Annotated in this window: 28 protein-coding genes and 1 riboswitch; of the genes, 25 read left to right on the forward strand and 3 right to left on the reverse strand. The window is 33.7% G+C overall.

What is annotated here, in order from left to right:
* The 10 genes from CD30_RS15815 to CD30_RS15860 form a co-directional block, all read left to right on the forward strand.
* Positions 1-380: molybdopterin cofactor-binding domain-containing protein (locus CD30_RS15815; RefSeq protein WP_036178940.1), on the forward strand; the 380-nt coding region annotated here is incomplete at its 5' end.
* Positions 377-883 (forward strand): (2Fe-2S)-binding protein, encoded by a 507-nt coding sequence (locus CD30_RS15820; RefSeq protein ID WP_408056803.1) that lies wholly within the window; start codon positions 377-379, stop codon positions 881-883. The genes CD30_RS15815 and CD30_RS15820, both read left to right, overlap by 4 nt.
* 16 nt (positions 884-899) lie before the next feature.
* Entirely contained in the window at positions 900-2,456 is a 1,557-nt protein-coding gene (locus CD30_RS15825; RefSeq protein WP_088350815.1) for an ABC transporter ATP-binding protein, read from the forward strand.
* On the forward strand, positions 2,434-3,540 hold the full coding sequence (locus tag CD30_RS15830) for an ABC transporter permease (protein WP_036178941.1): 1,107 nt from the start codon (positions 2,434-2,436) through the stop codon (positions 3,538-3,540). Before CD30_RS15825 ends, CD30_RS15830 begins: the two co-directional genes overlap by 23 nt.
* A gap of 29 nt (positions 3,541-3,569) precedes the next feature.
* Positions 3,570-4,499, forward strand: coding sequence for an ABC transporter permease (locus tag CD30_RS15835; protein WP_036178943.1), 930 nt, complete (start codon positions 3,570-3,572; stop codon positions 4,497-4,499).
* A 137-nt stretch (positions 4,500-4,636) separates the two neighbouring features.
* The gene (locus tag CD30_RS15840) at positions 4,637-5,779 is read left to right on the forward strand and encodes a BMP family ABC transporter substrate-binding protein (RefSeq protein ID WP_036178944.1); all 1,143 of its coding nucleotides are present in this window, start codon (positions 4,637-4,639) and stop codon (positions 5,777-5,779) included.
* 327 nt (positions 5,780-6,106) lie between these two features.
* On the forward strand, positions 6,107-7,396 hold the full coding sequence (istA, locus tag CD30_RS15845) for an IS21 family transposase (protein WP_036178946.1): 1,290 nt from the start codon (positions 6,107-6,109) through the stop codon (positions 7,394-7,396).
* Complete coding sequence (gene istB, locus CD30_RS15850) at positions 7,389-8,153, forward strand: IS21-like element helper ATPase IstB (RefSeq protein WP_036178948.1); 765 nt, start codon at positions 7,389-7,391, stop codon at positions 8,151-8,153. Before istA ends, istB begins: the two co-directional genes overlap by 8 nt.
* A 557-nt stretch (positions 8,154-8,710) precedes the next feature.
* Positions 8,711-9,904 carry a GGDEF domain-containing protein gene (locus CD30_RS19625; protein ID WP_052126261.1) on the forward strand — a complete coding sequence of 398 codons (1,194 nt, stop codon included), beginning with the start codon at positions 8,711-8,713 and terminating at the stop codon, positions 9,902-9,904.
* Positions 9,905-10,020: 116 nt separating this feature from the next.
* The gene (locus CD30_RS15860; RefSeq protein WP_036178950.1) at positions 10,021-10,977 is read left to right on the forward strand and encodes a thymidylate synthase; all 957 of its coding nucleotides are present in this window, start codon (positions 10,021-10,023) and stop codon (positions 10,975-10,977) included.
* Between the two features lie 139 nt (positions 10,978-11,116).
* Here CD30_RS15860 and CD30_RS15865 read toward each other — a convergent pair whose 3' ends face one another.
* Positions 11,117-11,347, reverse strand: a complete 231-nt coding sequence (locus CD30_RS15865) for a hypothetical protein (protein WP_036178952.1) — start codon at positions 11,345-11,347, stop codon at positions 11,117-11,119.
* A 300-nt stretch (positions 11,348-11,647) separates the two neighbouring features.
* Here CD30_RS15865 and CD30_RS15870 point away from each other — a divergent pair, with 300 nt between their 5' ends.
* The 7 genes from CD30_RS15870 to CD30_RS15890 all read left to right on the forward strand — a co-directional run bounded on the left by CD30_RS15870 (position 11,648) and on the right by CD30_RS15890 (position 15,613).
* Entirely contained in the window at positions 11,648-12,604 is a 957-nt protein-coding gene (locus tag CD30_RS15870; RefSeq protein WP_036178954.1) for a type II toxin-antitoxin system SpoIISA family toxin, read from the forward strand.
* Between the two features lie 100 nt (positions 12,605-12,704).
* A complete protein-coding gene (locus CD30_RS15875) occupies positions 12,705-12,902 on the forward strand; it encodes a hypothetical protein (protein ID WP_036178956.1) in 198 nt (65 codons plus the stop codon).
* A 121-nt stretch (positions 12,903-13,023) separates the two neighbouring features.
* Positions 13,024-13,149: a hypothetical protein gene (locus tag CD30_RS20685; RefSeq protein WP_268871101.1), complete on the forward strand. Its 126-nt coding sequence runs from the start codon at positions 13,024-13,026 to the stop codon at positions 13,147-13,149.
* Positions 13,150-13,287: 138 nt separating this feature from the next.
* Positions 13,288-13,425, forward strand: a complete 138-nt coding sequence (locus tag CD30_RS20180) for a hypothetical protein (RefSeq protein ID WP_156962311.1) — start codon at positions 13,288-13,290, stop codon at positions 13,423-13,425.
* A gap of 152 nt (positions 13,426-13,577) precedes the next feature.
* The gene (locus tag CD30_RS15880; protein WP_036178959.1) at positions 13,578-13,880 is read left to right on the forward strand and encodes a hypothetical protein; all 303 of its coding nucleotides are present in this window, start codon (positions 13,578-13,580) and stop codon (positions 13,878-13,880) included.
* A 572-nt stretch (positions 13,881-14,452) separates the two neighbouring features.
* Positions 14,453-14,869: a hypothetical protein gene (locus CD30_RS15885; protein WP_036178968.1), complete on the forward strand. Its 417-nt coding sequence runs from the start codon at positions 14,453-14,455 to the stop codon at positions 14,867-14,869.
* Positions 14,870-14,875: 6 nt separating this feature from the next.
* The gene (locus tag CD30_RS15890) at positions 14,876-15,613 is read left to right on the forward strand and encodes a hypothetical protein (protein WP_036178971.1); all 738 of its coding nucleotides are present in this window, start codon (positions 14,876-14,878) and stop codon (positions 15,611-15,613) included.
* 107 nt (positions 15,614-15,720) lie between these two features.
* Here CD30_RS15890 and CD30_RS15895 read toward each other — a convergent pair whose 3' ends face one another.
* Positions 15,721-16,005 carry a hypothetical protein gene (locus tag CD30_RS15895; RefSeq protein WP_141096070.1) on the reverse strand — a complete coding sequence of 95 codons (285 nt, stop codon included), beginning with the start codon at positions 16,003-16,005 and terminating at the stop codon, positions 15,721-15,723.
* A gap of 239 nt (positions 16,006-16,244) precedes the next feature.
* Positions 16,245-16,373: riboswitch (cyclic di-AMP (ydaO/yuaA leader) on the forward strand.
* A 126-nt stretch (positions 16,374-16,499) separates the two neighbouring features.
* On the opposite strand from CD30_RS15895, the gene CD30_RS15900 reads away from it, so the two are divergent.
* From CD30_RS15900 to CD30_RS15915, 4 genes are all read left to right on the forward strand, one after another.
* Positions 16,500-17,294, forward strand: coding sequence for a 4-hydroxy-tetrahydrodipicolinate reductase (locus tag CD30_RS15900; protein WP_052126262.1), 795 nt, complete (start codon positions 16,500-16,502; stop codon positions 17,292-17,294).
* 232 nt (positions 17,295-17,526) lie between these two features.
* Positions 17,527-18,003: a type 3 dihydrofolate reductase gene (folA, locus tag CD30_RS15905; RefSeq protein WP_036178974.1), complete on the forward strand. Its 477-nt coding sequence runs from the start codon at positions 17,527-17,529 to the stop codon at positions 18,001-18,003.
* Positions 18,004-18,165: 162 nt separating this feature from the next.
* A complete protein-coding gene (locus CD30_RS15910; RefSeq protein ID WP_036178977.1) occupies positions 18,166-18,693 on the forward strand; it encodes an NfeD family protein in 528 nt (175 codons plus the stop codon).
* A 17-nt stretch (positions 18,694-18,710) separates the two neighbouring features.
* On the forward strand, positions 18,711-20,216 hold the full coding sequence (locus CD30_RS15915) for a flotillin family protein (RefSeq protein WP_036178981.1): 1,506 nt from the start codon (positions 18,711-18,713) through the stop codon (positions 20,214-20,216).
* A gap of 47 nt (positions 20,217-20,263) precedes the next feature.
* On the opposite strand, the gene trhA is transcribed toward CD30_RS15915, so the two are convergent.
* Positions 20,264-20,905, reverse strand: coding sequence for a PAQR family membrane homeostasis protein TrhA (gene trhA, locus CD30_RS15920; protein WP_036178984.1), 642 nt, complete (start codon positions 20,903-20,905; stop codon positions 20,264-20,266).
* A 201-nt stretch (positions 20,906-21,106) separates the two neighbouring features.
* Here trhA and CD30_RS15925 point away from each other — a divergent pair, with 201 nt between their 5' ends.
* From CD30_RS15925 to msrB, 4 genes are all read left to right on the forward strand, one after another.
* Positions 21,107-21,949: a DegV family protein gene (locus CD30_RS15925; protein ID WP_036178987.1), complete on the forward strand. Its 843-nt coding sequence runs from the start codon at positions 21,107-21,109 to the stop codon at positions 21,947-21,949.
* Positions 21,950-22,255: 306 nt separating this feature from the next.
* On the forward strand, positions 22,256-22,825 hold the full coding sequence (locus tag CD30_RS15930; protein ID WP_036178990.1) for a YpmS family protein: 570 nt from the start codon (positions 22,256-22,258) through the stop codon (positions 22,823-22,825).
* A gap of 10 nt (positions 22,826-22,835) precedes the next feature.
* Entirely contained in the window at positions 22,836-23,369 is a 534-nt protein-coding gene (msrA, locus tag CD30_RS15935; RefSeq protein WP_036178994.1) for a peptide-methionine (S)-S-oxide reductase MsrA, read from the forward strand.
* The gene (gene msrB, locus CD30_RS15940) at positions 23,362-23,790 is read left to right on the forward strand and encodes a peptide-methionine (R)-S-oxide reductase MsrB (RefSeq protein WP_036178997.1); all 429 of its coding nucleotides are present in this window, start codon (positions 23,362-23,364) and stop codon (positions 23,788-23,790) included. The genes msrA and msrB overlap by 8 nt, the downstream gene beginning before the upstream one ends.
* Positions 23,791-23,875 lie beyond the last annotated feature (85 nt).

Below are 23,875 nucleotides of genomic sequence, written 5' to 3' on the forward strand. Positions count from 1 at the left end.
TCATATCTGCTGGACCAGTTGTTAGCCACCAAGGATATATCGGACAAATTGAAGGTGGTGGCATCATGTCACTAGGTTATACGATTTTAGAGGATGTAAAAATGGTGAATTCCCAATATGTTACGCATAATTTTGATTCGTATTTAATCCCAAATATAGTGGATGTACCATTTGAAACGAATGTATATGCAATAGAGGATTTATATGAAGGAGATTGTTATGGTCCAAGAGGTGTTGGTGAAATAGGTACTATTGCTATCATTCCTGCAATAGTAAAGGCGGTACATGACGCTACAGGACATTGGGTACAAAAATTACCGATTTCTTCTGAAGAATTATTAGAAGCAATCGAGTTAAAGGGGATGCTTGAATGGATATGAAAAATAACATATTGGAAGATTTGTTGATTTCCGACTCAACTCAATTGTTAGCATTAGAACTAACGATTAACGATAAACATTACAAGCTGCAAGTAAACCCTATGGAGAAATTAGTTCATATTTTAAGAGATCAATTAAAATTCACCGGTACAAAAAAATCATGTGAAATTGGTCGATGTGGATCTTGTTCTGTATTAATTGACGGCGAACTCGCCAACTCCTGCTTACTGATGGCATATCAGGTTAATGGAAAATCTATAACAACAATTGAAGGGATTGGCAATATAACTCACGATGAAGTGCAAAGTGCATTTTTAAAAGAAGGTGGATTTCAATGTGGATACTGTACTTCTGGGATGATTATCGCGGTGGAATCTTTGTTAAAGAAAAATCTTAATCCAACAGAAGAAGATATAAAGGAAGCTTTGTCGGGTAATTTATGCAGATGTACTGGATATGGAGGAATTATTAGAGCTATCCAGAGTGTTGCAACCTCAGATTGAAAGGGAGAGACGTTGATTGAGCCATTCATCATTTGTAATAGAAATGAAGGATATCGTAAAGAGATTTGGTGACGTTGTTGCAAGCGATCATATAGATTTTCAAGTGGCCAAAGGTGAAATTCATGCTTTGCTCGGTGAAAATGGTGCAGGTAAAAGTACAATTATGAGCATGCTATCAGGCATTTACAAAGCAGACAGTGGGAGTATTTATATCAATGGAAAGCTTAGTAAAATTCGTTCACCAAAGGAATCGATGGAATTAGGTATTGGAATGGTACATCAAAATTTCAGATTAGTAGATACTTTGACCGCCGTTGAAAATATCATTTTAGGAGAGAAAAAGCATAAATGGCGTGGCTCCTCATGGAAAAAGGAAAAGCAAAAAGAAATTGAAGCGATTGCCGAAAAATACGGGTTAACTTTCCCGACAAATGTTCCAATATGGCAATTATCGGTGGGTGAGCAGCAACGAGTTGAAATTGTAAAAACACTCTATCGTGGCGCTGAAATTATTATATTTGATGAACCGACTTCCGTATTAACTCCTGGTGAGGTGGATCAGCTATTCCTAACGATGGAAGAGTTAAAACGTAGTGGCAAGACTATGATTATCACCACCCATAAGCTAAAAGAAGTGATGGCTATTTCAGATCATATTTCAGTAATGAGAAAAGGAAAAATGATAGCAAGAATGCATAAAAATGAGACGACGATTCAGCAGCTTTCAAAACTAATGGTTGGTCAGGACATGAAAGAAAAAACACGAGTAAACCAAATTTCTATAGGTAGTCCAATTTTGGAAGTAAAGGATTTTGTTGTTGAAACAAATCAAAAGGTCAACGCGATTAATCATATTAATTTTACGATACATGAACATGAAATCGTTGGAATTGCTGGTGTAGCAGGTAACGGACAAAAGGAACTTGCAGAAGCGTTAACTGGACTAATGCAATGGAAGACAGGTGAGGTCATATTAAATGGTGAACGCCTACAAAGTCCATCTGTTCGTGAACTAATCGATAAAGGCATTGCACATATTCCAGAAAATAGAATGAAAAGTGGATTAGCAGGAAGTTTAGGCATTGTAGATAATCTTCTGATGAAATCTTATAAATCTAATAAACGAACGAAATTCGGATTAATGAAAAAGAAAGAAAATATAGAATGGGCAAATCAACTCGTAGAACGATTTGACGTTCGAACACCTAATTTAATAAATCCTGTAGGCCAGCTTTCAGGTGGGAACCAGCAAAAATTATTATTTGCAAGAGAAATAGATTTAAACCCAAGGCTATTGATTGCTGTCCACCCTACTCAAGGGCTAGATGTAGGAGCAACAGAGGCTGTTCATGAAATGCTAATAAACTTAAGAGATTCAGGTAGCGGTGTGTTATTAATCTCTGAAGATTTAGATGAAATTATAAAGCTATCAGATAAAATCCTTGTCCTTTATAACGGCAATATCAATGGTGTCGTTAAAAAAGATCAAGTGGATAAAGAGTTTATTGGTCAATTAATGGCAGGATTATCGAAGGAGAAAGGAGCAATCTATGAACCAGAACCAGTCTTATGAAAATACATCAGTTAAATTAAAGAAAAATAGACTTGTTCCTTACAAACTCGAGTATGATCCACATAAAAAGAGCTCATGGTGGATATCAATTGTTTCAGTGTTTGTGGCTCTAATTCTCTGTGCCATTTTCATTTTGATAAATGGTATGAATCCGATAGAAGTATATACAAAAATGTTTCTAGGGGCATTTGGTTCAAATTTTGGGTTAAGTGAAACAATTGTTAAGTCAATTCCACTTTTACTTTGCGGACTCGGGGTTGCCATCGCATATAAAATATCAATTTACAATATTGGTGCTGAAGGGCAATTCCTATTGGGGGCAATTGGAGCAACTGCAGTGACAATCTTTTTACCAAACCTACCAGGACTATTATATATTCCGGTCATGATGATTGTAGGTATTGTATTTGGTGGACTATGGGGCTTGTTAACAGCAATCCCGCGTACTCATTTTCAAGTTAATGAACTTATTACATCCCTCATGTTAAATTATGTTGCATTACTATTATTGGATTATTTAGTATATGGTCCTTGGCGTGACCCTGCAGGATTTAATTTTCCTGGTACACCAGAGTTTAACGATTTTCAGCTTCTTGCAACAGTAGGAAATTCGAGATTGCATTTTGGACTATTTTTCGCATTAGCCGCGGTTCTAGTATTTGCATTTTTGCTGTCGAAAACGCGTTGGGGGTATGAATTAAAAATTTTGGGAGCAAACCCAATCGCAGCACAAAATGCTGGTATACAAATTAAGAAACACATATTGCTAGTTATGCTTATAAGCGGTGGACTTGCAGGATTTGCAGGAGCCATTGAAGTTTCTGGTGTTGCTGGACGATTAATGTATGGGATATCACCTGGATATGGCTACACCGCAATAATTGTCGCTTGGATTGCGAAATTGAATCCGTGGTTAATGATAGTAGCTTCTGTATTTATAGGAGGACTAATTGTAGGGGGCTATAGTGTTCAAACAATTGGTTTACCTTCTTCGTTCTCAGAAATGCTACAAGGTGCTATCCTATTTTGCTTAATAAGTGGTGAGATGATTAGTAAATATCGTCTAAAAAAGATAGAAGCTTAATTTAAAATCTAACTGAAAGGGGGGGAATAATGGAACTAATCCCACTTATTATTGTTGCAGCAATTTCAGGAGGTACTTCATTGCTCTTTGCCATATTAGGCGGCATTTTGAATGAAAAAGCAGGTGTGATTAATTTAGGAGCAGAGGGCATCATGCTAGTTGGCGCGGTTATGAGTGCTGTCACTTTTTTACAAACAAAAAGTTTGATTTCTACGTTTTTTATTGTATTAATCATTGCTGGAATCCTCGGTTTACTACATGCATTTTTATGTATTACATTAAGGGTTAATCAAATCGTAAGTGGTCTAGCAATAACACTATTTGGAAGTGGGTTGAGTGCTTATATTGGAAAATCTGTCGCAGGTGCACCAATTCCTGTTTCCGTTCCGAAAGTTGAAATATCATTTATTGAGCAAATTCCGGTTATAGGACAAGTACTGTCTAGTCTAGATATTTTTATTTGGCTAAGTATTGGGTTAGCGATTATTTTATACATTTATATGTACAAAACATCATGGGGCTTGCATTTGAAAGCGGTTGGTGATAACCCAGCGACTTCAGATGCAACGGGGATTTCTGTTATAAAGTATAAATATTTACATGTTATAGCTGGATCGATGCTAATGGGATTAGCAGGATTTTATTTAATTATGGTTTATTCAACTAGTTGGATGGAAGGGATGACATCGGGAAGAGGATGGATTGCTGTTGCACTTGTAATTTTTGCTAGATGGAATCCATTATTAGCCATTTTTGCAGCCTATTTCTTTGGGGGACTGGATTCCCTTGGTTTCCGAATGCAGTTGTTCGAAATTCCAATACCCTCATATTTCTTAAAGATGGTTCCTTATATAGCAACCATTATCGTATTAATGATAATTGGCTGGAAAAATCGTCATAAACCATCCATAGAACCAAAATCTCTAGGTATGCCTTATACAAGGGAACAAAGATTCTAAATTCGTTATATTTCACCAAATTGGTAGTTAGATAGATACAGAATTCGAATACTTCTTTTTTATACAGAACGAAAGGGGGAGTGCTAATCGAATTGACGTTTAAAATGTTTATTTGAAAATACAGGGAGGATTTCTAAATGAAAAAATTAATCATTTCAACTTTGTTTTTAATGTTATTACTTTTGTTAGGAGCATGTTCTCAAGCTTCTACAACAGATGAACCGGATGCTACTGAGCCAACTGAAACAACTGGTGCAGAAACAGATACAGAAACGTCTGAAGAAGAAAAGCTACCAAAAGTTGCTTTCATTTATATTGGTACTCCTGCTGATGGTGGTTGGACACTTACGCATGATGAAGCAAGAGCTGTAGTAGATGAAACGTTTGGTATTACTTCAACAACTGTAGAAAATATTCCAGAAGGTCCTGATGCAGAACGAATAATTGAAGAATTAGCACAAGATCACGATATTATCTTTACAACTAGTTACGGATATATGGATCCTACTTTAAATGTAGCAGAAAAATATCCAGATGTAACATTCTTGCATGCAACTGGATATAAAACAGCTGAAAACATGGGTACATACCAAGTTAAAGGCTATGAATCTGGCTATTTAGCAGGAATTGCTGCTGGTAGCTTAGCGGAAAATGGTAAAATCGGGTATGTTGGTGCTTTCCCTATCCCTGAAGTAATATGGACAATTAATGCATTCACATTAGGGGCACAAAGTGTAAATCCTGATGTTGAAGTATCGGTTGTTTGGAGTAATACTTGGTTCGACCCAGCTGCTGAAAGACAAGCTGCAATCACACTACTTGACCAAGGTGTTAGTGTGCTAGCAAACTATCAAGACTCTCCTGCTGGCATTCAAGCTGCTGCAGAACGTGGTGTTTGGGGAATGGGTAATGATGCAGACATGAGTGAATATGCTCCAGAAACTTATATTACAAACCCTGTTATTCATTGGGATGCATATTATGTAGAGGCTATCCAAAAATGGATTGATGGTGAGTGGGTATCCGAATCCTATATCGGAGGTTTAAAAGAAGGTATGGCTGATATCGCACCATTTGGTAAAAACGTTCCACAGGAAGTGCAAGATTTAGTAAACGAACAAAAACAAGCAATTGTTGATGGTGAATTTGCTGTCTTTACCGGCCCGGTTTACGACCAAAACGGTGAAATAAAAGTTGCTGAAGGTGAAACGTTATCAATTGAAGATATTCTTGTAATGGATTGGTTTGTTAAAGGAATTAAAGGAACAATTCCAGAATAATAGAAATAAAATAGAGCACTTGTCGATAAAATACCTTGAGAGGTGTAACTCTCAAGGTATTTTGTCTTTTTATTGGCGATAACAGCGTATTAGAAGCGTTACACGACTGTATTAGCCAATAAAAGTTGATTTCTTAATATATATTGTAAATAGATAAAGGGCTGCAGACATTCTCGAATTTTTGAGTTTGTCTACAGTCTGAGACTATTCTTTATAAATAGTCTATTTTTGTTGATATAAATGCTAACTTAATAATGTACAGTAATGATCGTTTAAATATGTACAGTTTCGACAATAAGCTACATAATATTCCTGAGGTGGAATGCTATGTATATGAAAATTGACGTAAATACAAATATTGAAATTAACAGTCTGGCAGATTTACCTAAATTTAAATTGTTGATGGAGAGTTTGAAAATGAAAATTAATAAGAGTAAATTGGCTCGGGATATGGGAGTGGATCGGAGGACTATTGATAAATATTTGCGGGGCTATGTGCCGAAAACTATACGGAACCGTACATCAAAAATTGATGAATATTATGAAGTGATAGCGCTGCTATTATCAGAGGAATCCAACCAAAAATTTTACTACAAAAGAGTACTATGGCAATACTTAAAAGATAATCATGGACTGGTTTGTGGACAATCGACTTTTAGAAGATACATTTTAAGTAAACCAGAATTCCAAAGTTATTTTGAATCAGAGAAACGCAAAAGTTCAGTTACTGAGGTTATTCGTTTTGAAACCCCTCCAGCTGAACAAGCACAATTAGATTGGAAAGAAAATATCAGATACATTACTAAAGATGGGGAAATTCTATATGTGAATGTATGTGTACTCTTACTTGCCCATTCTAGATTTAGAACATTCAATCTATCAATCTCCAAGTCTCAGAGTATATTATTATCCTTCCTTACGGAAAGTTTTGAAGCATTTGGAGGAGTTCCTAAAACCATTTTGACAGATAACATGAAAACCGTGATGGACGAGCCTCGAACTGAATATCAAAGAGGAAAAGTAAATGAGAAATTCTTTCAATTCTCTAAAGATATGGGATTTGAAGTGAAGCCGTGCATCGCCGGAAGGCCGAGGACAAAAGCTAAAGTAGAAGCCCCGATGAAGATACTTGATGAGATACACGCTTACCAGGGCAAGTTTGACTATGAAGAGCTTCATCAGTATGTACAGAAACTTTGTGATCGTATCAACAATAGTTACCATCAAGGAACAGGGAAAATTCCAATCCTGGCTCTAAAAAATGAAAGAAATCTCTTATCCCCATTACCACATGAACGAATAAGAGATTCCTATAAAATTCATCATATACTTGTGAAAGTAAATCCATCTAATATGGTGTCTTTCAAATCCAACCAGTATTCAGTCCCATCTGGATACATCGGAAAAACGGTTGGTTTACAAGTCTATGATAACCATATCTTTGTCTATTATAACACGGATTTAATTGTTCAACATCCTATTCGTCAGTCAAAAATCAATTACAAACCAGAGCATTACGTAAATACCTTAGCGAGAGGGTTACCACCCTCTACGAACATTGAAGAACTGGCAAGGAAAAATTTAGAGGCGATTAATGAGGTGTATAAAAATGAATAGTAGTTATAACAAGCTAGTACAGAATTTAGAGTATTTAAAGTTAAAGCAAATGATAGTACATCTGGATGAAACCATTGATTTTATGACGAATAACCACTTGTCATTTACAGATACTTTAATCAAACTAACAGATTATGAGATTGATATGAAGGAAGTAAACATGGTCAAATCAATGGTAAAGGTCGGGGCCTTCCCACATTTGAAGGAGATAAAGGACTTTGATTTTGAATTTCAGCCATCGATTAATAAACAACAAATATTGGACTTTACAACCTTACGTTTTATTGAACAAAAAGAAAACATCGTTTTCTTAGGTCCGAGTGGCGTCGGAAAAACCCATTTAGCAACCGCTATTGGAATCGCAGCTGCCAAGAAAAGAACGAGTACCTATTTTATCAAGTGCAATGATTTAATCCTGAATCTAAAAAGGGCAAAACTTGAAAACCGCTTAGAAAATAGGCTCAAACACTATTCGAAATACAGGCTTTTAATTATCGATGAAATTGGTTATCTACCCATTGACGCAGAAGATGCAAAGCTATTTTTCCAACTTATAGACATGCGATATGAACAGAAAAGTACTATTTTAACAACAAACGCTAGCTTCAAATCATGGGGTGAAATATTTCAGGACCCTAAAATAGCGAATGCGATTTTAGACAGAGTTCTTCATCATGCGACAGTGGTCAATATTATCGGGGATTCCTATCGTCTAAAAGACCATTTTAGCAAAGATACGAAGCAAGGTGATAAATAACATGAGTTACGTCAGCGATCAAGTTTTTATCCTCATACGGAGTTAAATGAGCTGAAAAGTGAAGTAGCTTAAAAAGGAAAAAAAAGAATTACAAGATCAGTTTGGAATAACTCCCTTTTGAAAGACACTTCCCCCCATCCCCAGTTGGATAGGGGGAAAACAAAATATATTAAAATCAAAAGTGTACATTCTAAAACGAGCGAAAGTGTACATTATATAGTTGACATTTATATGTTGATTTTGAGGTTCATAAGCTTCATTCGATTTATTGAGTGGATATTTATTTTTAGAGAAATGAAGGTCAAATTTACTATTAAACAGTTGAGGAAATATACCTTAGGTAAATTGTAGGTAAATGCTTATTTTACTAATTAATTGTGAAATAATGTTTATTTTTCCTTCTATATATTGTAAAATATAATAAATAAATTGGTTATTTTTCCGTTATGTAATTTATAGCATCTTATGAAGTTATATTTTTTTTGCAACTAATTATCTGAATATTCTTTATTATGATTTGAAACTAATGTTTTGTTGTTGGAAAAGAGGTAAAGAATTTGAATGATATTTTAGAGGAGCAAAGGTTAGTCAATCTAGAAATCACTAAACACAATTTGCAAAAAATTAGTTTAATCAACAAAATTTCTACTATTGTCATAGTGCTATTGGTCATTATAAATACACTACTTTCGAACATTTTATTTATGAATATAGATGGAAATGCCTCTATCAATATCGAACCATACATTGTACTAATTCTATTTAATATTGTTATATTCATGATTACAGATATTAAGAAAATAAGTGTAACTACTAATAATTTCAGGGGTATCGATACCTTTATAAGTTGTTATGTAGTGATTCTTACTTTTTTTAGTTCCTTAATAACGATTAGTGATCAACAATATTATAATCAACTGATGATTTATACTTTAATTTTATTTATTGCTTGTTCTGTAATTATTTTAAGAGCAAATCAGCTGTTTATTCCGTTATTTGTATCAAGCGTAACGGTGTTAATCGGATTATATTTGCAAAATGGGAATACAGATTTATTTAAACAGCAATTGGTATACCTTTTATTACTCGATTTCATCATCTTTTTTATTTCAAGATCCTTCTATCATTCATTCCGACGTTCGGTTGTTTTTCAAATTAAGATGCTAAAAGAGGCGCACAATACTCGAGAACTTACAAAAAAATTGAGAGAAGCAAATCGAAAGCTTGAACTTCAAGCAAATATTGACCCTTTAACAAAATTGTTTAACCGCAGAGCGTATAATGAGTATTTGGAGGACTTAGAAAAACGTGCAAACCACCATTCTTTTTTATTTACTGCAATCATGGTCGATGTGGATTGTTTTAAATTATATAATGATACGTATGGTCATACAGAAGGTGATAACGTATTGGCAAATATTGGGGAGCAATTGTTTCAGATTTCAGATAAATACGGGTGCTTTGCTTCAAGATGGGGTGGAGAAGAATTCACTTTACTATTAGTCAATCATGACGATCAATTAGTAAATGAGATTTGCGAAGAAATAATTGGACAAATTAAGAAACTGAAAATTAATCACAGCACATCGAATATAAATCCATTTGTCACTGTTAGTATAGGAGCAAGTACGAAAAAAATTTGTGACCCTAATGAAATTAAATCATGTGTTCGAAAAGCAGATGAAGTGTTGTATCATGTGAAAGAAAATGGTCGGAACTATTATGAGCACCGACAATTATATTATATTTAACATGCTTATCATTTTAAATTTGATAGGCATTTTTTCTTGCTTTATCTTTACTAGAGAAAACGATAGAATAAAATGATAGAAGTTTCATGTTTCAATTTTTGCTAGGAGTGATAAAAATGGTTCATCCAGATCATACATATTTAAATTTAGTACAATACATATTAGATAATGGCGTGAAAAAAGAGGATCGAACTGGAACAGGTACAATTAGTGTATTTGGTTACCAGATGCGCTTTAATTTAAGCAAAGGCTTTCCTTTACTAACAACAAAACGAGTACCCTTTAAATTGGTCGCTAGTGAGCTACTTTGGTTTATAAAAGGGGATACAAATATTCGATATTTGCTTCAGCATAATAATCACATTTGGGATGAGTGGGCTTTTGAAAAATGGATAAAGTCTGAGGATTATACGGGTCCTGATATGACAAACTTCGGTTTACGTGCAGCGGAAGATGAACAATTTGCAAAAATATATGCCGAACAAATGAAAATTTTTCAGCAAAAAGTATTAGAAGACGAAGAATTCGCGGTAAAATTCGGTGATTTAGGCCCTGTTTATGGGAAACAATGGAGATCATGGCCGACTGAATCAGGAGATACGATCGATCAATTGAAAAAAGTCATTGAAATGATCAAAAAAAGTCCAGATTCTCGTAGATTAATCGTCTCTGCGTGGAATCCAGCAGAAGTTGATGAGATGGCTTTACCACCTTGTCATTCATTTTTCCAATTTTATGTAGCGGAAGGGAAACTTTCTTGTCAATTGTATCAAAGAAGTGCCGATGTATTTTTAGGAGTGCCGTTCAATATCGCTTCTTATGCATTGTTAACACATTTAATTGCACATGAATGTGGGTTAGATGTTGGTGAATTCGTTCATAGCTTTGGAGATACACATATCTATTTAAATCATTTAGAGCAAGTAAATGAACAGCTAAGTCGCGAACCGCGTAACTTGCCTCAACTAAAAATAAATTCAGAGAAAAAGTCAATTTTCGATATTGAATTAGAAGACTTGAAAATTGAAGAATATGACCCACATCCATCGATCAAAGCACCTGTTGCTGTTTAAAGCTGGGAATGATGTTGAAGGTTCGGACATTAATTTTAAAAAAATTAATCGTGCTATTAGCAATATAAATCAGTTAATCCGAGGAGCTTGTCTTTTATAGGCAAGAATCTTCGGGTTTTTTTAATTGGGTTCGACCAGCTTAGCAAATTTGAAGTATCTTGTTCATTGAGCTAAGTTCTTCATTTTTCGAAGCTTCAACTGGTGGATGTAATTCTCCATCGTCAAATCGATAATCTAAAATATATATTTTAAAAAGAAAACTACCTATCATAAAAAGAATTAATAAAGCTATAGCAATACATCCCCAATAGGTTCCTTTTATAATAGTTCTAAAAGATTTTGATTCGATAAACCTATCTATCCAATTCAAATTTGATTCTCCTTTGCTCATTACAATCAATGTTACCTTTAATCTACTAATCACATAAATGTGTCTTTTTTTTAAATAATATATATGATGCATTATATCTCATGAAACGTCTGAATAGACATTAGGTGACTAGGTGTTACAAATGAATATTTATTAGAGAGAAATGAACAATTTCCCTCTCTTTTTTTGTTATTATATCCATTTTTTATAAGAATATTGATAAGTTATATGATTTTTTTGATAGAATACAAGAGTCAAGACACAATGTTATTTTCGTTTATAGTGTAAAGGGGATTAGAAATGGTAGAAAAGAAAAAAGAAGAAATGAAAGTGAAGATTTTTAATTGGTACATAAGTTTCGAATGGGTATTTTTAAGTGTCGTTATTTTATTGGCAATAACTGTCTCCATTTTGCTGTACGGATTTAATGTTCCTTTTATGAATATCTTATTCGGGGGATTTGCTTTGTTATTGCTTGTGGTACTCGCCTACTACTGGATGAACAGCAGAGGGTATTATAATAACTTAGGGCGCATCAGAAGAACCTTCTATACTTTGTATTTTATATTCATGATAGTTGGATTTATTTCGGAAAATATTGACTATAACAATTGGGAAATTCTTCTCCAACTATCAGCATTGGTTGTCTTTGTGGATTTAGCTGTTTTTCAGAACCCTAACATATTAAAGATATGGAATACTGAGCTAAAGCAGGATGATGAAGTAAGAGAAGCTCTTAATGAAAGTAAAGAGGTTATCAAGAAAAACTCAAAGAAAGTAGAGAAGTTCACACAAATAGTCCAACAGACAGATACTTACTTCGATAACAAGCCAATTCCAACAAACATGAATGAATACAGACAACAAGTGACAGCTTATTTAGAGCAGTATTCTAATGTTATGGATTTTACAACTTCTTTCTTTATGTTTGAATCACCACAAACAGAGGAAGATAAAAAGCAAAGCATTCAACAGCAGATAAGGGATATCGGTATCAGACATGCTATTGACTTTTCAAAAAAGCAGGAAGACAAAGATGCAATGCTTAAATCCTTCTCAGAGGGTGAAACCTTGATTCTGAAAGAAGGAAAATTGATTGCGATTCCATACTTTGGGGATTTATACTGCATGATTGTAACCATAGAAAGTAAAACCGAATTAGTTGATGGAATTGATGCATCTCATATTTTAAGTATGTTAATTATTTTTGATTGGTATATAACCGATATAGTAACAATTGAAGAAGATGAAGAATAGAGTTCTTAACCCTACCCACAGCATATTCATTAAATGGTTTTATATGTTATAATAGGTATAAGTAATGTAATAGAATTAAACTTAAAGGGGGATGCTTCTTATGGTAAGAAGAGTAAGAATTTCAGTAGTTACTCCTAAAACAGAAGAGCAACAAAAAGGAAAAGCAAGAGTACGAATCAATAGAAAAAATGCATCCAATAACTCTTTAAAACCAAAAACTCGTATTGTAGTAGAAGAAGGGTTTAACGAAGTATTGACTGCAAATGACAAAGCTGTTCAAATCACATATACAAGATAAAAACAATGATAGTTTGTAAAAAGTAGGGATTCGACAAGAACTCTGCTTTTTTTATATGTATAAAAGGCCTCGCCCCTGTATAGGATGGATAACAACAAAATGCTATACAGGAGGGGCAAATATGGGTTTGAGACGAATTAAAAAGAGAAAAACCACACAACCTCACACAAAAGTCACCAACTTCGGATTTGATAAAACGATTAAGAAAATCGAGAAGGCGATTGCTCTGCTTGAAAAGAAACATTGAATTTAAAATCTTTATCAAGACTTCCAATATGTTCTACAAAATATTCAACAATAATCCTGTATTATTTCATGGGCACTATTAAATTAAGGGAAAGCTCAATTAATAGAGTTCTCTTTATAGTTTAAGAAGTCTGTTCAAATGTCCGATGGGGATCTCTATTCATATGATTATGATACAAGTGGACGTTTAAAAAAGGCAATTTCACCGAATTACACAATTCAAAATGAATATGGATTGACATCAGATTATGAAATGGTTTACGAAAATATTATATAGAAACCATTAATGGTCAAACATTTAGAACGACTTATCGACATGACGGGCTACAACGCTTATCTGGAATAACGTCCCAAAAAGGTTCAACATATGACTATTATTATAACGAAACGAGTCAACCTGTACGAATTCAAAGTGATAAAGCCACTCAATTGAATGAATTTGATTCAGACGGTCAATTAACAACTCAAACAATTTTAGCAAAGAATCAAGTACAATATCGATATGGATATAATGGAAATGGCTATGTAACAACGTACTTTGATGGTACAAAAACTAATACGTTTACTTATGACTTTGCGAATCGCTTAGCATCGTGGAATAATGGAGCTAATACCATAAATTATTCCTATGACAAAGCAGGGAACTTACTTAATCCAAATGACCAAGCCTTAACGTTTAATGGGGCTAATGAGGTAGAATCGTATGTTAATATTATAGTTAGTTGCATCTAGATCTGGACGATAAATTTTCTGTATAAATTGATGCTCCTCTATGAAACTTTGGAAATCCTTATTAAATTCACTGTAAAAATAATACGTATCGTTATAAAGCTTTTTATGAACATTTTCATTAAGTTTTTGAAATTTAATAGTTTTTTATCAGGAAATGCTACATTTAGCCTCCCTAAAACATCCACAAGTTGTTCTTCATAAGTTAATGACTTTTTTGTTCGTACAAATTCAAATCCGAGTTGTTTTAATTATGCTGATACAGATAAATCTTTACATTTGCCTGTCAGATAAACTTGTTGATAAAGTGCCGGATTCTGTGATCGTAATAGTAACTTTTCCATTTGAATATAATCTTAATAGTTCTACTTTTAATCATTCGTCGTTCTTCAAAACATTTCCTTTCTACTGAGGTATACTCTGTAATCTATTAACTTAATTATAACTATATTCACCTTTTATTACGAAACTACGAAAACAAAAACAGGAAAATAAGTAATTTATTGTAATATATAATATTTTATGTTAGTATTTTATTGTAAGGGGAAAAATGTTAATTGTTAGGAGGTTGAGGGTTGAATAAATATTTCACTATTCCATTTCTAGTTTTTATCATTTTACTAGTTGGATGTTCAGCTAAGGAACCAACAATTGTTTATAAAGGGGAAGGAAGTGATTGGGAAGCAACTTATAATTACCAAGAAATTTCTAAAAATTCATACGAATTCGAAATTCTACTTAAGTACAAAAATGACGTTCAAGAATTAAAAGAATTGGAAGAAATAACAATTGAATATAGTGCTGGTACTAGTACTGTGGGTGGAACTATCCCCATTTCATTATTAAACACGGATGAACAAGTAGTATTTAAAAATAGCGGTGCTTATGAGGGGGTTAATCTTTTGCATAATGATTCGAAAATCGAAGTATTTATTCAATGGGGTAATAACAAAGATTCTTTTGTTTTAGAAAATGTAAATAACAAAGGGTAAATTTATATGAAGACTATATTAACGAATATAATAACTTTCACTATTGTTTTATTTCTGTTTGGAAGTATTATCTCCATCAAGGAAGCTTCTGCAGCTGAGACAAATCTAGATATATTATATGAAAATGCAAAAAATGGAATATCAGATTTAGATGATAACCAAATGCAAGAAATATTAGAAAATGTTGAGGTGCAATTAACTAATAAAAATCCAGAAAATAACGTACTTAACGTATCTGAAACACCTCGTGTACAGACTTATTCAACCGCTGAAATCATAGAATCAAATGGAGATACACAATTAATTTCATTTACAACATTTAGTGATGTTTCATTAAATGATAATTCTAACTGGAACGGTAGTTTATACGATTCAACAGGTAGTGTGAGAGCATATGCTACACTAATTATTGAAGCTAGAGTAGTAAACAATGTTAATGGGTTACGACTTTTAGGTACATCAGGTGGATGGACTATTGTAGATGACCATGTAAAATCTATCACAAATAGATATGTGGGAATAGGGAATGGTGGTTACGGAGCAGATGGACGGTTTATTAATGAGAGTTGGGGTCCTTATCTCTTAACATCAAATACTTTTAATAGGACGGTTAATGGTTCTTTTATAGTTACTGCTCATGAATATCAAATCGTTACAACGACAAATGCTACACTTTCAACTGCATCAACTTCTTGGGATATGCAAATGGTACTACGTTTTGGAGAACCGGCTAGTGAACTCTAGAACAATAAATGAAAAGCAAAGCCACCCAATTACGAGTGGCTTTGCTTTTTTACGATTCTTGAAGTATCATAACTCATGGTCACTACTTGGAGTTTTACACTATTCAACTAGTATTTTCCATTAATCTTCATTCTAACAAAGGATAGCTTTGGGGATACAGAATTCATTGAGCTAAGTTTTTCATATATCGAAGCTTCAATTGGTGGATGTAATTCTCCATCGTCAAACCGATAATCTAAAACATATATTTTAAAAAGAAAGCTACCTATCATAAAGAGAAATAGTAAAGCTATAGCAATACATCCCCAATAGGCTCCTTTTATAATAGTTCTAAAAGCATTTGATCCGATAAACCTATCTATCCAATTCAAATTTGATTCTCCTTTTTTCATTACAACAAATGCACCCATAATAATTATTATACAATTGGACACTCATCTTGAAGTAAATTTTAATATTGTGCTAATCGATCAGTAACAAACAAAAAGACAATTCTGAAGTCCAGGTGAATAAATCTATGTTTACTGTACATCTTTTTTGATCGGTCGATTTGTTGTACGAATCATTTTTCTATGTTACCATTTATTTGTAGGATATTTTTTCTATTTTTTCCTATAAACATGTTAAAAACTGAATATTTTCGCTGAATCCATGTTTTTTGGAATGGGAGAACCAATCTTTTGGGGTGAATCACTAATTTTAGTGTAGGGTATTAATCCGAATCCGTCAGCTAATCTCGTAAGCGTTATTAAGTGGGGAATGATTTATTTATATAACTTCCTTTTATTGTGACGCTACAGATTGTGACTGTAGTTTTTTTTATTTTGCTTTGATTTTTCCCATATAGCGAAAGAGTCGAAAAAACATTGAAAGGGGTTATTGTATATTGACGATTACAATTGGTTTATTTGGTTTTGGAAAGACAGGCTCTGTTGTTGCTAATGAGATTATTAAAGATATTGATTGTGAGTTAAAATGGGTGATTCGCAAATCCCCAAAGAATATTGGAGAATATGCAAGTCGTTTATTTGGGTTTGATCACGACGAGGGAAAAATCTTTTCAATCGATCAAGTAGATTTTGACAATTTCTATAATGAGCATTATGTAGATGTTATTATTGATTTTTCTTCAACTAGTGCAGTTTCTGAATATGAAAATGCTGTTAACTATGGTAGTCGAATTGTTTCTGCCATATCAAATTATGACCCTCAAGATATGATGAAGTTAAAGAAGCTTAGTCAATACACTGCGGTATTATATTCCCCTAATATTACAGTAGGAATAAACTTTTTAATGGAAGCCTCAAAATACCTTCAAAAAATTGCACCATCTGCAGATATCGAAATCATCGAAGAACATTTCAGAGAGAAAAAAGATGTATCTGGAACAGCATTAAGAATTGCTGAAGAATTAGGTTTAGACAAAAATCTACATGTTAACTCTATTCGTGTCGGCGGAATCGTTGGAAAACACGAAGTTGTATTTGGACTACCTAATCAAACCATTCGTATCATCCACGAATCTCATAATAGAGCAGCCTTTGGTCAAGGAGCACTTTATGCTTCAAAGTGGATCATGGCAAAAGAAAAAGGGATTTATAGTATGGAACAAGCTCTATCATTAATTATGGCAGGAAATCATGAAGCTTCATTAGATATGAATGAAGTAACTGTCCCATAATGGTCATTTATCTGAATCAATTTCATAACCGTAAAAGAAGCTATGTAATTTTGTGAAATTGACTCAAATTAATGAATTTAATATACACGAGCCAGTGACAAAAGCTAAATTACATCCTTTTGTCACTTTTTTATAATTATCTTTATGATAAAGTTAATGTAAAATTGGTAAAAAAATAGAGCGAGTTATTTAATGATTAAATTAATAAATTGATTTAGTTAGGAGAGAATTTATGATTTCATTAATTGTCGCACATGACAAAAATCGAGTAATTGGTTATGAAAACAAAATGCCATGGCATTTACCAGGGGAATTAAAGTATTTTAAAGAAACTACAATGGGAAAACCGATGATTATGGGAAGAAAAACCTTTGAATCTATTGGTAAACCACTTCCGGGTAGAAGAAATATCATTGTAACTCGTAATAATGAATATTCTGTTGAAGGTATAGAAGTTGCTAACAGTATAGATGAAGCACTTGAACTAGCTGGTGATGTTGAAGAAGTCATGGTCATTGGTGGGGAAGAAATTTTTAAACTAGTTTTACCTGTTGCAGATCGATTATATATTACACATATCGAACATGAGTTTGAAGGAGATACCTTCTTCCCAATATATGGTGACGAATGGAAGCTCGTCTCATGTAGTGATCCAGTAGACTCTACTCAAGGCTATACGTTCAAATATTGCATTTACGATAGAAAATAATGAACTCATTTACTTGATAGTAACTAAACAGCAGGCATCTTACAAAAAACGGTAAGATGCTTTTTTAGTTCTTTTTACATAAATTTAACAATTTATGAAACTTTACCTATTTCATTTCGTATAAAAGGTAGGTAAAGTTAAATTAAGGAATGAGGTGGTGGGATGTTATTTGGCATTGAAGCTCAAACCATATATTTTTTTACATTAATTATTATAGGATGCATGACAATCATTTATATTCTTTTTTCAGACTTCTTAGATGGTTTTACTGATGGAATCCCATTTTTTAATCCGGCAGTTATTTTAGCATTTATCACAATTACTTCTGCAAGTGGTTTTTTGCTCGAACAATTAAGCCCTTTTACTAGTTTAATAGTCTTGATCATATCCTGTATCATTTCGGCTATTTTAAGTACCTTACTCTATTTTTTCATACTTGTTCCTTTAAAATCAGCAGAAGTTTCACTTGCATATACTGAGGAGTCTTTAGAAGGTCAAGTGGGGAAAGTTATTGTGCCAATTCCAGAAAATGGTTTTGGAGAAGTTGTGATTGAAACTGTGAATGGTATTATATCGAAGCGAGCAACCGGTTATGACAATGAAGCAATCAATTATGAAGATGATGTGCTGATCATTGAAGTCAAACAAGGGACTCTTTTTGTGAAAAAATACTATTCACCGTTTAAATAAAAGAAGGGGGAAAAGGAATGTCTACACTCATTATTATTGGGATTGTTGTTTTTGTTTTAGTTGCAATTATAGCGGTTTATATTGTGAAATATCGAACTGTAGGTCCAGATGAAGCATTAATTGTTACTGGTAGTTTTCTTGGTTCAAAGAATGTACATAAGGATGAGTCGGGAAACCGTATAAAAATCATCCGTGGTGGAGGTACATTTGTATTCCCAGTATTCCAACAGGGTGAACCATTAAGTTTGTTATCTAGCAAACTAGAAGTTACTACGCCTGAAGTCTATACGGAACAAGGGGTTCCTGTACTCGCTGATGGAACAGCTATTATTAAAATCGGAGGTTCCATTTCCGAAATTGCGACTGCAGCTGAGCAATTTTTAGGTAAAAGTCGTAGTGATTTAGAAAATGAAGCGAAAGAAGTATTAGAGGGTCATCTACGTTCTATTTTAGGGTCGATGACGGTGGAAGAAATTTATAAAAATCGAGATAAATTTTCGCAAGAGGTACAAAGAGTTGCGACGCAGGATTTAGCGAAAATGGGGCTAGTCATTGTATCATTTACGATTAAAGATGTACGAGATAAAAATGGATATCTTGATTCTTTAGGTAAGCCAAGAATTGCTCAAGTAAAGCGTGATGCAGATATTGCAACTGCAGAGGCGGAGAAGGAAACTCGTATTAAAAAGGCAGAGGCGGAGAAAGAGGCACAGAAAGCAGAGTTACTTCGTGCCACTGAAATTGCAGAGGCCGAAAAGGAAAATCAGCTAAAGGTTGCAGAATATCGAAGAGAACAAGATATTGCAAAAGCGAGAGCTGACCAAGCATACGAGCTAGAATCTGCAAGAGCTAAGCAAGAGGTAACTGAACAAGAAATGCAGGTTAGAATTATCGAGCGTCAAAAACAAATCGAATTAGAAGAAAAAGAAATTTTACGTCGTGAAAAGCAATATGATTCAGAAGTGAAGAAAAAAGCAGATGCTGATCGATATGCCATTGAACAAAATGCGGCTGCACAAAAAATGAAAGAACTGACAGAAGCGGATGCGGAAAAATATCGAATTGAAGCAAGAGCAAAAGCTGAAGCAGAAAAAGTTCGCTTAGACGGTTTAGCAAAAGCGGATGCAGAACGTGCGCAAGGGGAAACAGAAGCAGAGATCATCCGATTAAAAGGTTTAGCAGAAGCAGAGGCAAAACGAAAAATTGCAGAAGCATTTGAACAATACGGTCAAGCTGCAGTTTTAGATATGTTAGTCCGCATGCTACCAGAATATGCAAAAGAAGTAGCGAGTCCACTGTCCAATATCGATAAAATTACTGTTGTTGATACAGGAAATGGAGAAGGTGGCGGGGCAAACCGTGTAACTTCTTATGCTACTAATTTAATGTCGACTCTTCAAGAGACATTAAAAGCCTCATCGGGAATTGATGTGAAGGAATTAATTGAAAACTTTTCAGGGAAACAACCGTTGAATACTTCTATTGAATCAAAACCTGAAAAAACGGAAGTAGTTGAAGTATAATACTGAAAAAAAAGTCTCGGCAAAATATTGTCGAGGCTCTTTTCATTTTATATAAATACTATTACACATGTAACCATACAAGCACAGCCAGCAATAACAAATAAATGCCAAATTGCATGATTAAAAGGTATCTTTCTCCACGCGTAAAATATTGATCCAAATGTAAATAATAATCCACCTAAAAATAATATTGTAAATCCTGTGAAGTGAAGATATTCGTAAAGAGGTTTAATCGCAAAAATAATTAACCAACCCATAACAATATATAAAAATAACGAAAATGCTTCAAACTTATGAATAAATAAACATTTAAATACAATCCCAAATATTGCAATTCCCCAAACAATTGATAAAAGAACAATACCAAGCGTACCTTTAATAACGAGCAATAAAAATGGTGTATATGTTCCTGCAATTAAAATATAGATGGAAGAATGATCAAAGATTGAAAATAATTTTTTATATTTTTCGGGCATGCTATGTAGTAAAGTGGACATTAAAAATAACAATACTAAGGAAGCACCAAATATTGAATAAGATGTAATTTGTAGTGCATTGCCTGAATTAACAGCAATTAATATAAGAGCGATACACGTTGGGATACTTATAATCAGCCCAATGCCATGGGTGATTGCATTCCATAATTCTTCCGTTAAATTTTTATAATCAAAAGCATTACTATTTTTCATTGGAAACAACTCCTCCTGTTCACTATACTAATAAAACTTTGATAAGCAAACTATCATTTGTCATATGATAAAAATTAGTATTGTCATAAAATTCATATTGGATACTTTACATTCATCAGGTACAACTAATTACATTTGTCATATTTACATAGCTAAATGAATGAAAATATAATGAAGTATGCTATAAAAGGATGTGTCAACTTGGGACAAATTCATATTGTAACAGACTCAACGTGCGATTTAACAAAGGAAGAATTATCGGAGTATAATATTCATGTCGTACCTTTAACAATACAAATTGATGGTGAAACGTATATAGATGGTGTTGATATTGAACCAGCATCATTTCTTAAAATGATGAAAAATTCAAAAGAATTACCGAAAAGTTCTCAGCCAGCACCAGGTAAGTTTAAGGAGCTTTATGATGAACTAGGTAAAAATGGGGATCAAATCATTTCAATACATCTAGCAGGAGCATTGAGTGGTACTGTAGATTCTGCTCGTCAAGCTGCCGAAATGTCAAATTCAGATGTAACAGTTATTGATTCAAACTATATTGCTATTGGATTAGCAATACAAATTCGTGAAGCGATTAAGTTACGTAATGAAGGTGCTACTGTAGAACAAATTGTTAAAAGAATAGAGCATGTAAGTGCAAATACAAAACTCTTTGTGTTTGTAGATACCCTTGAAAATTTGATCAAAGGCGGACGAATCGGAAAAGGTAAAGGGTTAATTGGCTCATTACTTAATATTAAGCCGATTGCGATGCTTGAGGATGGACATTATTCACCTGTATGTAAAGTTCGTAGTTATAAACAAGTAATTAAATATTTGTTTAATCAATATTTAGAAGATACAAAAGGTAAAACAGTAAAAGCTGTTGGAATTTCTCATGCAGATGGTTTAGTAACAGTGGGGAATCCTTTAAAGGAATTAATCGAACAATCAGGATTTAACGAAGTGGAAATTAAGTTTACTTCACCTATTATTAGTACACATACTGGCCCTGGTGCAATAGGATTTATTTATTTTGCAGAATAACGATATAAACTATCATTTTCACATGTTTAGTAAAGCGCATTCATTTTTCAGAGCGACTTTTCTTAATTATTGAAAATGATAGTTTTTTTTGGCTTTTTTTAACTACTAGTTTATAAACTATAAATAATAGGGAATAAAGTATATAAAATTGGCAATACTGAGAGATTAGTTGAGAAGTTTGAACATATAAATAAAATATATATAAAATAGTTTAAAATTCTTATAAAAGTGATTAGTTAAAGTAATTAATGTATTACATTAATAGATTGAGCTAATTCGTTGTAATATGTTTAGGAGTGAATTAGGATGAATAGATGGAAAGTCGCCTTCTTCATATTAGCAGGTGCAATCATAATTTTAGTAACAACAGTCATCATATTGGCGACTTCACCGACAGAGGATGTTCTGATACCGAATGTCGAAAATGCAGAAGGTAGCGTCTTGTTAGTTGAAACAACTACAAAAGACTTTGAAAAACTGGCATTGAAATATCTCGGAGAAGCACTTAATACGGAATCGATCCCTATTGCTGTTACTGTAAACGATCAAATACAAATATTTAGTGAAGTAATCGCTTTTGGTGTCTCCGTTCCCGTTCAAATCGATTTTGAGCCGAGCGTTAATGACTCTGGAAATATCCATTTGAAATATTCTAAAATACATGTAGGGAAGTTAAATATCCCACCATCAACAGTTTTGAAATTGTTAAAGGAAGCGATCGATTTCCCATCGTGGATTTTAATACGCCCAAATGAGGAAGAGATATTTGTTGATTTATCGCAATTATCTGTCGGTGATGGATCTCGAGTTCGTGCAAAAGAAATTGATTTGAAAAATGATCGTATTCTATTAGAAGTAATTGTTCCAAACAAATAGGAGGGGTATTGTGTCAAAGGAGTTAGCAACTTTTGCAGGTGGTTGTTTTTGGTGTATGGTAAAGCCATTTGATCAAATGGATGGAATTGATGAGGTGATATCAGGATACACTGGTGGGCATGTTGAAAACCCGACTTATGAGCTAGTATGCTCTGAGACAACAGGACATCTTGAAGCGGTTCAGATTACATTTGATTCAACTATTTTCCCGTATGAAAAGCTAGTAGAGCTTTATTGGACGTTAATTGACCCAACGGATCCTGGAGGTCAATTTTATGATCGAGGGGAATCGTATACAACAGCGATTTTTTATCATAATGAGGAACAAAAACAGATTGCAGAACAATCTAAGAAGCGTCTTGAAGAGTCAGGGAAATTCAATAAACCGATTGCAGTGAAGTTATTACCAGCAAAACCATTTTATCCAGCTGAGGAATATCATCAACATTACTATAAGAAAAATCCATTACATTATGAGAGATATCAAATTGGCTCTGGTCGAGCAGCTTTTATCCAACAACACTGGGGGAATAAACATGAATAAAGAAGAACGTTTAAAGCAACTAACACAAATGCAATATTATGTAACGCAACAACAAGGTACTGAACCTCCTTACCAAAATGAATATGATCAGCATTTTGAAGAGGGGATTTACGTGGATATCGTATCAGGAAAACCATTATTCAGTTCAAAGGATAAATTTGATGCTGGATGTGGCTGGCCGAGTTTTGCAAAACCAATTGAAAAAGAAGAGGTTACAGAACATTTCGATACATCACATGGTATGAGAAGAGTAGAAGTACGTAGTAAAACTGCCGATTCTCATTTAGGACACGTATTTCCTGATGGTCCACAAAGTCTAGGAGGACTTCGTTATTGTATCAACTCCGCAGCCCTTCGTTTTGTCCCAAAAGAAAAATTACAAGAAGAAGGCTATGGAGAGTACCTGAGTATTTTTGAATAATAAATCAATAAAAGAATCCGCTAAAAAAGCGGATTCCAGAGTGTCGACAAAATATCTCGAGAGGTGCACCTCTCGAGATATTTTG

Source organism: Ureibacillus massiliensis 4400831 = CIP 108448 = CCUG 49529, from assembly GCF_000772965.1.
GTDB classification, from domain to species: Bacteria; Bacillota; Bacilli; order Bacillales_A; family Planococcaceae; genus Ureibacillus; species Ureibacillus massiliensis.